The organism is Meridianimarinicoccus aquatilis, assembly GCF_004358675.1.
Lineage (GTDB): Bacteria > Pseudomonadota > Alphaproteobacteria > Rhodobacterales > Rhodobacteraceae > Meridianimarinicoccus > Meridianimarinicoccus aquatilis.
In genome coordinates, this window is the sequence record NZ_SMZO01000025.1 from 41,584 (window position 1) to 54,664 (window position 13,081).

At 57.8% G+C, this 13,081-nt stretch carries 14 protein-coding genes; 9 read left to right on the plus strand and 5 right to left on the minus strand.

What is annotated here, in order from left to right:
- Nucleotides 1-163 precede the first annotated feature (163 nt).
- From E2L05_RS11995 to E2L05_RS12005, 3 genes are all read right to left on the minus strand, one after another.
- Complete coding sequence (locus E2L05_RS11995; RefSeq protein ID WP_133343145.1) at nucleotides 164-562, minus strand: hypothetical protein; 399 nt, start codon at nucleotides 560-562, stop codon at nucleotides 164-166.
- A 355-nt stretch (nucleotides 563-917) separates the two neighbouring features.
- Nucleotides 918-1,253 carry a hypothetical protein gene (locus tag E2L05_RS12000; RefSeq protein WP_133343146.1) on the minus strand — a complete coding sequence of 112 codons (336 nt, stop codon included), beginning with the start codon at nucleotides 1,251-1,253 and terminating at the stop codon, nucleotides 918-920.
- An 8-nt stretch (nucleotides 1,254-1,261) separates the two neighbouring features.
- Entirely contained in the window at nucleotides 1,262-1,576 is a 315-nt protein-coding gene (locus E2L05_RS12005) for a rod-binding protein (protein WP_341776749.1), read from the minus strand.
- A gap of 105 nt (nucleotides 1,577-1,681) precedes the next feature.
- Between E2L05_RS12005 and E2L05_RS12010 the strand changes: the two genes are divergently transcribed.
- The 3 genes from E2L05_RS12010 (at nucleotide 1,682) to E2L05_RS12020 (ending at nucleotide 4,624) form a co-directional block, all read left to right on the plus strand.
- Entirely contained in the window at nucleotides 1,682-2,917 is a 1,236-nt protein-coding gene (locus E2L05_RS12010) for a flagellar hook-length control protein FliK (RefSeq protein WP_133343147.1), read from the plus strand.
- 15 nt (nucleotides 2,918-2,932) lie between these two features.
- A complete protein-coding gene (locus E2L05_RS12015; RefSeq protein WP_133343148.1) occupies nucleotides 2,933-3,598 on the plus strand; it encodes a flagellar hook capping FlgD N-terminal domain-containing protein in 666 nt (221 codons plus the stop codon).
- A 177-nt stretch (nucleotides 3,599-3,775) separates the two neighbouring features.
- Nucleotides 3,776-4,624 (plus strand): aminoglycoside phosphotransferase family protein, encoded by an 849-nt coding sequence (locus tag E2L05_RS12020; RefSeq protein ID WP_165971749.1) that lies wholly within the window; start codon nucleotides 3,776-3,778, stop codon nucleotides 4,622-4,624.
- On the opposite strand, the gene ubiB is transcribed toward E2L05_RS12020, so the two are convergent.
- Together ubiB and ubiE are read right to left on the minus strand one after the other, a co-directional pair.
- On the minus strand, nucleotides 4,610-6,145 hold the full coding sequence (ubiB, locus tag E2L05_RS12025) for a 2-polyprenylphenol 6-hydroxylase (RefSeq protein ID WP_133343150.1): 1,536 nt from the start codon (nucleotides 6,143-6,145) through the stop codon (nucleotides 4,610-4,612). The two genes, E2L05_RS12020 and ubiB, sit on opposite strands and share 15 nt — an antisense overlap.
- The gene (ubiE, locus tag E2L05_RS12030) at nucleotides 6,146-6,901 is read right to left on the minus strand and encodes a bifunctional demethylmenaquinone methyltransferase/2-methoxy-6-polyprenyl-1,4-benzoquinol methylase UbiE (RefSeq protein WP_133343151.1); all 756 of its coding nucleotides are present in this window, start codon (nucleotides 6,899-6,901) and stop codon (nucleotides 6,146-6,148) included. It lies immediately after the preceding gene.
- A gap of 95 nt (nucleotides 6,902-6,996) precedes the next feature.
- Here ubiE and mutM point away from each other — a divergent pair, with 95 nt between their 5' ends.
- The 6 genes from mutM to E2L05_RS12060 form a co-directional block, all read left to right on the plus strand.
- Nucleotides 6,997-7,860 (plus strand): bifunctional DNA-formamidopyrimidine glycosylase/DNA-(apurinic or apyrimidinic site) lyase, encoded by an 864-nt coding sequence (gene mutM, locus E2L05_RS12035; protein ID WP_133343152.1) that lies wholly within the window; start codon nucleotides 6,997-6,999, stop codon nucleotides 7,858-7,860.
- 64 nt (nucleotides 7,861-7,924) lie between these two features.
- Nucleotides 7,925-8,701: an enoyl-CoA hydratase-related protein gene (locus tag E2L05_RS12040; RefSeq protein ID WP_133343161.1), complete on the plus strand. Its 777-nt coding sequence runs from the start codon at nucleotides 7,925-7,927 to the stop codon at nucleotides 8,699-8,701.
- A gap of 111 nt (nucleotides 8,702-8,812) precedes the next feature.
- Nucleotides 8,813-9,076: a 30S ribosomal protein S20 gene (rpsT, locus tag E2L05_RS12045; RefSeq protein WP_133343153.1), complete on the plus strand. Its 264-nt coding sequence runs from the start codon at nucleotides 8,813-8,815 to the stop codon at nucleotides 9,074-9,076.
- Between the two features lie 582 nt (nucleotides 9,077-9,658).
- On the plus strand, nucleotides 9,659-11,044 hold the full coding sequence (gene dnaA / locus E2L05_RS12050; RefSeq protein WP_133343154.1) for a chromosomal replication initiator protein DnaA: 1,386 nt from the start codon (nucleotides 9,659-9,661) through the stop codon (nucleotides 11,042-11,044).
- A 97-nt stretch (nucleotides 11,045-11,141) separates the two neighbouring features.
- A complete protein-coding gene (dnaN, locus tag E2L05_RS12055) occupies nucleotides 11,142-12,263 on the plus strand; it encodes a DNA polymerase III subunit beta (RefSeq protein ID WP_133343155.1) in 1,122 nt (373 codons plus the stop codon).
- 116 nt (nucleotides 12,264-12,379) lie between these two features.
- Nucleotides 12,380-13,081, plus strand: a 702-nt coding sequence (locus E2L05_RS12060) for an AAA family ATPase (RefSeq protein ID WP_341776750.1), incomplete at its 3' end; no start/stop codon positions are given.

Here is a 13,081-nt window from a genome sequence, read left to right on the forward strand (position 1 = left end):
GCCCCGATAATATTGCAGCCTTCGATAAATCAGCGCGACCATCGTTTCACCACACAGCGTCATGTCAGACTTGAGCGCGACCATCGTTTTACAATCTACCGCCCAGTCTGACGAGTCCACCGAAACGAAAAGATGAAACGCGCCGATGTTCTATGGGCTCGTGTCATTGCTCGAGTGCAGCCAGCCCAGATGTATCAATACCGCTCATGATGTCTCTGGCGTCGATACCGTCTGCGCCGTGGCTACTATTCATCCCCGCAGCGATAGCCCCACCAATGGCAATAGCAGTTGCTTCGTTCTGGCGCTCCTGACCCCGACAACTGAGATAACCGTAGTCCCACCCCGTTCGATAGTCACCATTTGATGAATAGGCACCGTCGTCCAACGAACGCTGGGCCACAGGGTCGCCGCCCGCACGTTTTCCGCTGGGACACCCGTCATGGAATCCTGCAACATACGCCGCTGAATAGCCGTGCTGACGCAGCGTTTCCTCGCTCCTTTGCTGAGTTGCGCAACCTACGAGCAGCGCCCCAGCCGACAAGATGACAATCCTTTTCATCATTCGCTTTTATCTCTTTCCGCTGCGGATACGGCGTAGAAACCGTCATCTGCTCCATTTTCAAGACGATCAATCCACGGCTCGTCAATCGTGGGACGCCATGCTGCTAAGACCTGACGCACCAAACCAGATTTCACAGAAAACACTTTACCGCGCCCTGTAAACTAAACATTTGAGCATCGTGCAGTATTTATACCGTTGTGCTTGGGCCGGACCTTGGCCGCGCAGCGCATGACCCCCCCGGTCTGGCGGCAAGTGCCACTGACGATCACAGTTTCCAATCGAATGCGTGGCTGCACGCATTAACCTCCTGTCGCGAGGGTCCACCACATATCTTAGACGCCAAATTGTTTCAGCTTCACACTCGCCGAAGGGTTCGCGAAACGTTGGGCGTTTTTGTGCGGGCCCCGCAGCTTGAGTAGTGGCCGGTTCCACCATCAAGGCGCTCAACTTCGCCCAAGCGCCGCATAGCAGCCTTCAAACCTTCACCGGCAGCCTCGGCGAGGCGCTGATTCGATCTGGATCGCGCGAGAATACGCTCGACGCGCGCTGTGCCTGATTCCCGGCCCGGCAGGGATGTGGCGAGACTCATTTTCTCAAGATTCAACTCCTCAAGAGCCTCGAACCGACCTGCCAACAAGCTCGTTCTTTCCCGCTCAAGATTTACCTCCAAAAGCGTCAACGGATCTTTCATGGCACCGCTCATTTCTCACGCGCCTTGAGTGCTTGAAAGATGGACTCGGCAAGGCCGATCCCACCTGCCTCAGCCATTCTTTCAGCCTGTTTTTCTCTAAGAAACGATCCAAATTGCTCTTCACCTTCACCGCCAGAGAAACCAGATTCTTCGCTGCCAATACCAACATTTCGACCGAGCCCGGCATGCTTCAACATTTCAGACAGAAACTGAGATTCGAGTTTGATCGCAACCTTTCTCAAAGCTGTATCCGGGGCACGGTCTGTGATCTGACCGCTGGTGGTTTGCAGCGGCGTAGTCGCAGGGCTTGTCATGATTTGCATAGGAAACTCCATTCTTTGGACCGATGCGCCAACATCGACCATGTCTGGTAAACATTCGGTAAGGCTGTTGCGCGATTGTTTCAAAAAGCGAACGCAGGATTCCAGATGCAATCAGAAATACCTCAGCCACCCATGCGAATGGCCGCGCCACATCGGCTCGACGGTTCCCAAACCGTTAAACCCACCGTACCCGAGCCTGAAAAACCGGCCGATGATGCCGATTTCGGCTTGGCATGGCTTGGGACAAACACTCCAAGTCCAGAAGGCCAAACCCCAGTCACGATGGAGTATGCGCCCCGCACCGCACCGCCACATTGGGCGAACGCTGCAACTGTCGAACATTCCAATGCGAGACCACAAGGCGATTCGCCAGCCGTTTTCGGGCAAATGACGCCTGAGTCGGGCGACCAGGTCACACAGTTGACCGCATCCGCACCAACGGCTGGGGCACACTCGAAAAATGAAAATGTGCCGACCGCAGAATTCGCCGCGGTCCACAAATCTCAACTGCCTGAAAAAACTGCCGCGCCGGCCGTGCCGCCCCCCGCCACAGAAACCGCAACCACAGGTGCACGTCCTGACGCAAATCCAAACGCAGCGCTCATTTCACAAGGCGCGTCACCGCAAGCTGCATCCGCGCAAGACCGGACCCTGCGCTCCGGAGCGCAGAACCTAACTCCACACTCCGCATCCAGTGAAGAATTAAGAGGAAATTCAACGCCAAAACCCGAACCATCAGCTCGTCAGGTAACACCCGCCGTCGCTCTCCCACAAACGACTGCGGTTCCGGCACCCCCAGAAAAAACGTCGCTTCCCGGCGATTTTGAAGTACATGACGCAGCGCTAGAAGACATTGAATTTCGCCATCTGGACAACGCCAAATCAGACCAAATTCGAACTGAAGCCCCAAAACTCGACACCGTTCGCAGTGAAATGGGGCGCCATGCCAGCACGCAGATTGTGGATGCCGTTCGCCAAGGTCGTGACGGCGTAATTGAGGTTTCTCTCAGCCCGGAAGAACTGGGCCGGGTGAAACTGACTTTGACAGGCAATGATGGGCAGATGCATGTCTTTGTGCAGTCCGACAGGCCCGAAACACAGGAATTGCTCAGGCGCCACATCGCCCAACTGCAGCAAGATTTCCGTGATCTCGGCTATGCTGATGTTTCATTTGATTTTGGCAATTCGGAACAACGCAGCGGGCAATTTGCGGAAAATAGTCCTGAGGCATCCGACTCATATGCGGAAACACACCCAAACTCCGAAACAAAAAACCCGGCAAGCTCTGACGCATCTCGTTCTCGCACGCTTGCCACCGCAAACCTGGATCTGCGGCTTTAAAAAAGGATTAGATGCATGGAAATTTCAAGCACAACCACTGCTGCGACCCAGTCCACAACGACATCTGCGACCGATAACAGCAGCGAGTCGGCGCTGAGTTCAGACTTTGAAACGTTTTTGAAGATGCTCACGACCCAAATGCAGAATCAGGACCCGCTCAACCCGATCGAATCTTCCGATTTTGCGGTTCAACTCGCGACGTTTTCCGGCGTGGAACAGCAAGTACAGACCAATAATCTGCTGCGCGGCCTAGGTGCCGACAGTTCCCTTGGCGGGCTTTCGCAGCACGCCTCTTGGGTCGGGATGGATGCTCGTGTTGACGGTCCGATCTATTTCGGCGGCTCCCCGGTAGACGTGTACTACGACCTTCCGCTGGATGCCGCGTCGGCCGAACTGATCGTGTCCGGGCCGAGTGGCCAGGAATTGCACAGATCTTCGATTTCCGGGGCAGGCCCGCTGGCATGGGATGGTGTTTCACCAACGGGCACACAGCTCTTGGCGGGAAGCTATAACCTGTCCATAGAAACCCGGACCCTATCTGGGCAATCGGAAACCTTGCCGGTCAGCAGCTATGCCCGCATCACCGAAGTTCAATCGGGAACAGATGGTCCGTTGGTGGTTCTCGACAGTGGTGAAATTGTGTCCACTTCGGGCATCACCGCTTTGCGAAACGGCAGTTGACTGCCTGCCTCGGCGTTCTCAAATCCGCAGCATCCGGGTTTTTGCCTTGTTCGGACCCGGGCGCCAAGGGTACTGCGGACGCGTAATGTTGGGCCAGACAGGGCACTTTTCATGGGGCACATGGATGGCCTAAGACGCAAGGGTGCACTCCCACCTCACCTTCGAAAGCGGCTTTTCGTGCGCCTCGGCATTCCTGCCAACGTACAAGTCGAGCAACTGACAGGTGGGCGCAGCGCCAAAAGTTACGTGCTAGCCGACCGCAAGAACCCGCTGGTGCTCAAAATTGCCCAGACCAGAACGGGCGATCCTCTATTCCCAATTCGCCCCCGAGTCGAAGCGGCCGTGATGCAAAATCTTGCACCGAGAGGGCTTTGCGCACAGCCCGTAGATGCCTTTGCATACGGTACGGCCCAATGTCTGATCTATCACTACCTTCCGGGAACGAGTCGTGCGGTCCCTGGTCCGGCCCTCGCCCGCCTCCTGCGCAAAGTGCATGAAACGCAGTTCCCTCATCGGCATACACTCCCACAAAGCGCAGATTTGCCCGCACCATTGATCTTAAGGGCCCGTGCCTTCCTCGCTGATCATCCAAACGCCCAGAACCTTATGGACGCGATTCACAGCGCGTCTCAACGTTCAGCAACAGCGGGGCAATCGTTGCTACATGGCGATCCGGTCCCCGGCAATGTTGTTATGAACGGATCACATCCGATGCTGATCGACTGGCAATGCGCCTGTCTCGGCGACCCGTCTCGCGATATTGCCATCGCAATTTCACCAGCAATGCAGGTGATCCATGACAGACCACCACTGTCGCACGATCAAATCCAGGTTTTCCTCAACGCATACGGGAGGCCAGACCTATCCGAACGGGTGAAAATGCTATCACCCGCACGGCACGCAGCAATGATCGGTCACTGCCTGTGGCGCCTCGACCAGGGCGATACGGCCTATGCCAACGCGCTTACGGCAGAGGTTGCGGCACTCGAAAACTCAGTTCTGGACCATGCGCTAAAGCAGGAATAATTCCAACAGACCAGCCAGCCCAAGCCCGCCGAACACCCCGACGCCTGCCCAAAGTCCCCGAGTTTTCCAAGACGCCCGCACTGGGGGCTCCGCAGGTTTGCCGCTCTCCAGCAACGCTTGCTCAACCAAACGGGGCAGTCTTGGTCCGAACCGAGACAACACCCTCGCAGTGCGTAACAGATCGCGCGCCGCGGCGCGCGGGCCCACATTCTTGGTCACATAGTCTTCGACGACGGGGCGCGCCGCGTCCCAGATATTAATATGCGGGTTCAGCGAACGGGCGACACCCTCCACAACCACCATCGTTCGTTGCAGAAGAATCAGTTCAGTGCGCGTTTCCATCCCGAACCGTTCTGTCACTTCGAACAGATAACTCAGCAGGCGCGCCATAGATATGCGGCTGGCATCCATGCCGAAAATCGGCTCACCAACGGCACGCAACGCACGGGCAAACTCGTCGATATCGCGATCCGCAGGAACATACCCGGCTTCGAAATGCACTTCGGCAACACGGCGATAATCCTTTCGGATAAAGCCAAAGATAATCTCGGCATAGACGCGGCGCGTGTATTCGTCGATCCGGCCCATGATCCCGAAATCAATTGCAATCAGATCACCGTTTGGTGCGATCTTGAGATTCCCCTGATGCATGTCCGCATGGAAATATCCATCGCGCAAAGCCTGCTTCAGGAACAGTTGCAGCACCCGCATGCCCAATTCTGAACGGTCAAGCCCGGCAGCATCAAGCTTGGCAGTATCGTTGGCCGACACACCATCGACCCAATCCAGTGTCATGACCCGCCTGCCAGACAAGGACCAATGCACAGCCGGCACACCGAACTGTGCGTCATCCGCCGTCGTTGCTGCAAATTCCGCCGCCGAGGCCGATTCGAGACGCAGGTCCAGCTCGCCCATGACCACGCCCTCAAAATGACGGATCACATCAAGCGGGCGCAGGCGCCGGGCAGACGGGGCCAACATGTCGATCACCGACGCGATCAGATAGAACGCGTCAATGTCCTTACGGAATGCCTTTTCAATGCCCGGCCGCAGAACCTTGACTGCGACCTTTTCATGGGTCGATCCAATTCGGGCACAATGGACCTGCGCAATAGACGCTGCTGCAACCGGCTCCGAAAATTCGGAGAACACTGTGTCCACATCGATACCCAATTCGCGCGCGACTTCTGCCTTGGCCTCTTCCACAGGGAAGGGTGGCAATTTGTCTTGCAGCACGCTCAACTGCCGTGCCAGCGCGTCCCCGACCACATCCGGCCGTGTCGATAGTATCTGCCCAAACTTGATGTAGGCCGGGCCAAGAGCGGTCAGGGCCCGTGTGACCGGCGGCACGGCTGGATCGCCCTTCAGACCAAGTGGGCTAAATGGCCAACCAAGAATGCGCGCCAGCAATCGAATATGCGCCGGCGCCTTCATCGCATCCAGTATGACCCCCATCGCGCCGGTCCGCTCCAGCGTTGCGCCGGTTCGGACAAGCCGCCAGATATTATGCGGGCCGCGCACTTACAGTTTCCAACCAGAATGCAGTGCCGCGATGCCAAAAGACAGGTTGCGATACTTCACCTGACCGAAACCCGCCTCGCGGATCATGGCCGCAAACGTCTCTTGATCGGGAAACTTGCGGATCGATTCCACAAGGTACTGATAGCTGTCCCGGTCATTGGCGATTACCTCGCCCATGCGCGGGATCACATTGTAAGAATACTTGTCATACGCCCATTGCAGAGCGTCGTTGGGGATCTGACTGAACTCCAACACCATCAACCGCCCGCCGGGGCGCAGCACGCGGTACGCTTCTGACAACGCATCTGCGATCCGCGTCACGTTCCGGATGCCAAAAGAAATCGTATACACATCGAAACTGTTATCCTCGAACGGCAACGCCATGGCATCCCCGACAATCCAATCGATTCGGCCTGCCATCGCTTCAGCTTCTGCGCGGGTGCGCCCAGCCTCGAGCATGGACGCGGTCAGATCCAGTACCATCGCCTCGGCCCTTGGTGCGCGCTTGAGAAACCGGAACGCGATATCGCCGGTGCCGCCTGCCACATCCAAAAGCCGCTGGCCCGGACGCGGCGCAAGCCAGTCCATCATCGCGTCCTTCCAAAGGCGGTGCACCCCAACCGACATGACGTCGTTCATCACGTCATACCGCGACGCAACGCTGGTGAAGACGCCCTGCACCAACCCGGCCTTGTCGGCCTCGGGCACATCGCGATTGCCAAAATGGGTCGTGCGGTCAGGGTTCGTGTCATTCATGGTCTTGCCGTTCTGTTGCCTGCCCTTTCTTATAGGGCGCTGCCTCGCCGATACAACGCGGGGCCGGGGATTCCCATGCCGCAGGAGCCATCGCAATGCCAGAACTTCCCGAAGTTGAGACCGTGCGCTGTGGGCTAAGCCCAGTCATGGAGGGCTTCCGTATCGATCAGGCCGATATTCGCCGCCCCGACTTGCGCTGGCCATTTCCCGAAAACATGGCAGACCGATTGACTGGCCAGACCGTTTTGCGCCTGAGACGACGGTCAAAATACATTCTTGCCGATCTTTCGGGGGGCGAGTCGCTACTGATTCACCTTGGGATGTCGGGGCGGATGCTTATTTCGCAGGCAGATGTGCGCAGCGCGCCAGGAATTTTTGTCCACGCCCATCCTGCCCCTGAAAAGCACGATCATGTGGTCCTCGATATGTCTGGCGGAGCGCGGATCACCTTCAACGACCCCCGCCGGTTCGGGGCGATGGACATGGCCCCCACCCCGGAAATTGATGCCCACAAGTTACTCACTGGGCTGGGGCCTGAACCGCTTGGAAACAGCTTTGACGAGCCATATCTGATCGCCAAACTGAAAGGGCGCAACACGCCGATAAAATCCGCGCTTCTCGACCAACGGATCGTCGCGGGATTGGGAAATATTTATGTCTGTGAAGCGCTTTACCGGGCCGGTATCGCACCGACCCGCAAGGCGGGCCGCCTCAGTGCAGCACGCGCCGCCAGCCTCGTTCCCATTATCCGCGACGTTCTTGGCGATGCGATAAAAGCGGGCGGATCGTCCTTGCGCGACTACCGTCAGGCCGACGGCGAATTGGGGTACTTCCAACACAGCTTTCGCGTCTATGGCCGCGAGGGCAATCCCTGCAACACAGAAGGCTGTGACGACACCATCCGCCGGATTGTGCAATCAGGCCGCTCCAGTTTCTACTGTCCGACCTGCCAAAGATAACTTGTACGGTGTGAGCGCAAACTGCTAAAGGCGAAGATTGCTGCAACAAGAATGGCTGGACCTTATGGCGTACGAGACGCTGATCGTCGAAATTGAAGACCACGTCGCGCTGATCAAGCTTAATCGCCCCGATGCGATGAATGCTTTGAACGCTGCGCTGATGTCCGAATTATGCGATGCCCTTCGTGGTATCGAGGAAAACGACAAAGCACGGTGCACCATCATCACCGGAACGGAAAAGGTCTTTGCCGCCGGGGCCGATATTTCGGAACTGGCAGAAAAGAGCTTCACCGACGTTTTTTGCACCGATCATTTTGGGAAAATTACGCGCGCCTTCAGGAACCATCGCAAACCGATCATCGCCGCTGTGTCGGGCTATGCATTGGGCGGCGGGTGCGAGTTGGCCATGATGTGCGATTTCATTATCGCTTCGGAAACCGCAAAATTCGGGCAGCCAGAAATCAATCTCGGGGTCATTGCTGCGATCGGCGGAACCCAACGCCTGACCAACGCTGTTGGCAAATCAAAAGCGATGGACATGCACTTGACCGGCCGGTTTATGCTCGCCGACGAAGCGGAGCGGTCTGGCTTGGTCAGCCGCGTCGTTCCCGCAAAGAAGCTGATGGAAGAAGCCCGCGGCGCTGCCCTGAAGATCGCAGACAAGTCGCGCATGACCACGATGGCCGTCAAAGAAGCGGTCGACCGCAGTTTCGAAACACCACTCTCGGAAGGGCTGCTGTTTGAGCGGCGGCTTTTCCATTCTCTTTTCGCCACCGCAGATCAATCGGAAGGCATGGCAGCCTTCCTCGAAAAGCGGGATCCTCAGTTCCGCGACAAGTAACCAGCTTAACCGCAGTCAGGGAAATATGCCCGGCTCCGGTTGACTTGGCGGCGACTCGTCCGTAAAGAGCCGTCTTTATCGGAATTCACCCCAAACTTGGGAAGACACGTCATGGCTAATACGCCCCAATCCAAAAAGCGCGCGCGCCAGAACGACCGCCGCAAGGTCATCAACTCGGCGCGTCGCTCGCGCATCCGGACTTACCTCCGGAAAGTCGAGGAAGCGATTGCGACCGGCGATCAGGCCGTCGCGGCAGCAGCTCTGAAAGCTGCACAACCTGAATTGATGCGTGGTGTCACCAAAGGCGTGCTGCACAAAAACACGGCATCTCGCAAGATGTCGCGTCTTTCAGCACGCGTTAAGGCAATCGCCTGAAGCTACGGCATTTGAAGCTACGATAGACGGGCGCGTTTTTCGCGCCCGTTTGCGTGCGATATGACCAAACGAAAGCCACACGCAGAGATAATTTCCAAGCCTCTGTTTTGAAATGACTAAAAATCAAATTCAGATTCGGTCATGCATATTCGATGTGTCAACGAGTAAGTTCTATTGCGGAAATTGCCCCCCGATTGGTAGTGTCTCCAAGCGATTCACATCGTCTTGGGGGACACAGAGAAGCGTGGCAGACCACTTCGTGTAACAATAGGCCTAGTGCCATAGTGTTACTGAATACCGGCCTGACGACTGCTTTTCGAAACCGGAATGCCAGAGGGGTTTGGCAATTTCCGGGAGGGGCTCAAGCAGAGCAATCTGCTTGATACCTTGTCCAAAACTACATGCCCGACCCGGACGGTGCGCCTGCCAGCGCACCCACTCCGGGCGCACCGACCGAGCCAAATCGGTCATGCGGCAGCGAACCCGTTTTGCGGGGCTGTAAGGTCGTGCCAAGTCGCGTGCATTGTGGGAACAGGGGCAAAATGGCCGGAAATCGCTGGCTACAATAAGAATGGCATGTAAATGACGCATGAAACTTGGGGCGAAGTGCAAGACGCGTTGCTGCACTCAATCGGCGAAAACAACTACAAAACCTGGATTCGCCCGTTGGAATTTGCAGCCCTTGAAAATGGTGTTGCGCATTTCCGGGTTCCGACAAATTTTATCGGCAACTGGGTAAACCGCAATTATTCCGACCAGATCTTGCGCCACCTGCACACCGCAGGCGCAAGCGTGCGCCGGATTGAATTCAACGTGTCGACCGGTCGGGACGCCGCACCGCAACCACCTGCCCAGACCAAAAGCACTGCCGCCCCGGCTATCACCACCGGTACAGCCATCAGCCCAGACACCGACGACGCCGACATTCTCCCCGGCGCAACACTGGATACGCGGTTCACGTTTGATCGTTTCGTGGTCGGCCCGCCGAACGAATTGGCCCATGCCGCGGCCCGCCGTGTGGCCGAAGGTGGCCCCGTCACCTTTAACCCGCTGTTTCTTTACGGGGGCGTTGGCCTTGGCAAAACGCATCTTATGCATGCCATCGCCCACCACATGCGCCAACGCGATCCCTCCCTTCGGATCGTCTATTTGTCGGCAGAGCAATTCATGTACCGGTTCGTACAGGCCCTGCGTGACCGGGACATGATGACCTTCAAACAGATTTTCCGATCCGTGGATGTTCTGATGGTGGACGATGTGCAATTCATCGCCGGAAAAGACAGCACGCAAGACGAATTCTTCCACACCTTCAATGCCTTGGTGGATCAGCAAAAGCAAATCATCATCTCGGGAGACCGCGCCCCCGGCGAAATGGAAGGGATCGAAGACCGCATTAAATCGCGCCTTCAGTGCGGCCTTGTCGTCGACCTGCACCCGACCGACTACGAACTTCGCTTGGGCATTCTACAGCAAAAGGTCGACTTCTACGCAGCGCAGTACCCCGGTCTGGCCATAGCGCCCGGTGTCCTTGAATTTCTCGCGCATCGTATCTCAACCAACGTGCGCGTGCTCGAAGGCGCGCTTGTCCGACTCTTTGCCATGGCCAGCCTCGTGGGCCGCGAGATCACCATGGACATGACACAAGACTGCCTTGCCGATGTGCTGCGTGTGTCCGAACGCAAAGTCACCGTCGAAGAGATCCAGCGCCGCGTGTCCGAACACTACAACATCCGCCTGTCTGAACTGATCGGGCCAACCCGTGTGCGCAATGTCGCCCGCCCGCGCCAGATCGCCATGTACCTGAGCAAAAGCCTGACCAGCCGATCCCTGCCTGAAATCGGGCGTCGTTTTGGCGGGCGTGATCACACCACCATCATGCACGGCGTCAAACGCATCGAAGACCTGCGCGTCCGGGACAGCCAGGTTGCCGAAGATCTGGAATTGCTGCGGCGCGCCCTTGAAGCCTGAGACCTCTGAAAACCTGCGTACAGGCCATCAAATGGGGCTTGTACGCCGGCAAGAATCAGATAGCGTCACAGTCCCTTCAGTCTAAAGGATCGTCGGCATGAAACTGAGTATCGAGCGCGGCACACTGCTTAAAGCCGTGTCACAAGCCCAGTCGGTGGTTGAACGGCGCAACACTATTCCCATCCTTGCCAATGTGCTGATCGAAGCCGAAGGTGATCAGGTTCGCTTCCGTGCGACCGATCTCGACATCGAAGTTGTCGACAATGCCCCTGCGCAAGTGCATCAGGCCGGGGCAACCACCGTTTCCGCAGTGACCTTCCACGAGATCATTCGCAAAATGCCAGACGGCGCACTGGTGGAACTGACCGCTGACAGCGCGGCAGGTCTGCTCCATGTCGCCGCCGGCCGGGCGAAGTTCAAATTGGCCACCCTGCCAAAAGAAGACTTCCCCGTCATGGCCAGCTCAGAATACACGGCGAATTTCACCGCCGCCGCCGGGGTTCTGCGCCGCCTCTTCGACAAGTCCAAATTCGCCATTTCGACCGAAGAAACCCGCTATTACCTCAACGGTGTCTACATGCACGTCGCCGATAGCGGTGGGGGCGACCTGAAACTGCGCTGTGTGGCAACGGATGGGCATAGATTGGCCCGGATCGACGCCCCCCTGCCCGCCGGGGCCGATGGCATGCCCGGTGTGATTGTTCCTCGCAAGACCGTGGGTGAACTGCGCAAACTGCTGGATGATGATGAAGCGGAAATCGCAGTGTCCGTGTCAGAAACCAAGGTTCGCTTTGCGACGCCGGGTCTGACTCTGACCTCAAAAGTGATTGACGGCACATTCCCGGATTACACACGCGTCATCCCCGTGGGCAACACGCGTAAGCTCGAAGTAGACGCGGCTGATTTTGCCCGCGCCGTTGACCGGGTCGCGACTGTTTCGTCGGAACGCTCCCGCGCCGTGAAAATGACACTGGACGAAGATCGCCTGACCCTTTCCGTGACCGCGCCCGATGCCGGCGCTGCCGAAGAAGAGCTCGCTGTCGCCTATGGCGATGATCCGCTCGAGATTGGGTTCAACGCAAAATACCTTCTGGAAATCGCCGGTCAGGTGGACCGCGAAAATGCAACTTTCCTGTTCAACGCCTCTGGCGACCCAACCTTGATGCGCGAAGGGGATGATGACAGCGCCGTTTACGTTGTCATGCCCATGCGGGTCTAAAACGCCCCGGCACTTTTGCGCGCATTCGGCCCCGCCCCTGCGCGGGGCCTTTTCATGTTCTCCGCTATTTCACCCGACCACTGGCCATTACGCCACCGCCGCGCTAGGCCCATCTCATGCGCCTCGCAATCACTCGCCTGACCTTATCCCAATTTCGGTCCCATCGCCGCGCGGCGGTGGTGTGTGATGGTCGGCCCGTGGCTATCCACGGCCCGAACGGCGCCGGCAAGACCAACCTGATCGAAGCCGTATCGCTGTTGTCGCCCGGCCGGGGCCTGCGGCGCGGTGCGACCACGGACTTCGCACGCAAACCCGATCCGGTCGGTTGGCGCATCGGGGCCGAGATGCTAACCCCCACCGGCCAGCACGACATCGACACCCGCGCCGAACCCGGCGCAGCGCGCACAACCCGGATTGACGGCAAGACAGCGCCCCAAACCGCCCTTGGCCGCATTGCTCGGGTGCTGTGGCTGACCCCAGCGATGGATCGTCTGTGGATCGAATCGGCAGACGGTCGTCGGCGTTTTCTTGACCGGGTCACGCTCAGCTTCTTTCCCGAACACGCCGAAACCGCCCTGTCCTATGAAAAAGCCATGCGCGAACGCAATCGGTTGCTTAAGGATCAGGTGCGCGACGGCCGCTGGTATGACGCGCTTGAACACCGCATGGCTGACAGCGGCGCAGCGATCACGCAAGCTCGCACGGCTGCGTTGGCGCGATTGGCGCAGGCGCAGGATGGGGCGCAAACCGCATTTCCCGCAGCGGCGCTGGCCCTAATTGATCCGCCGGATGGCCCCGCATCCCTGCCAGACACAGCC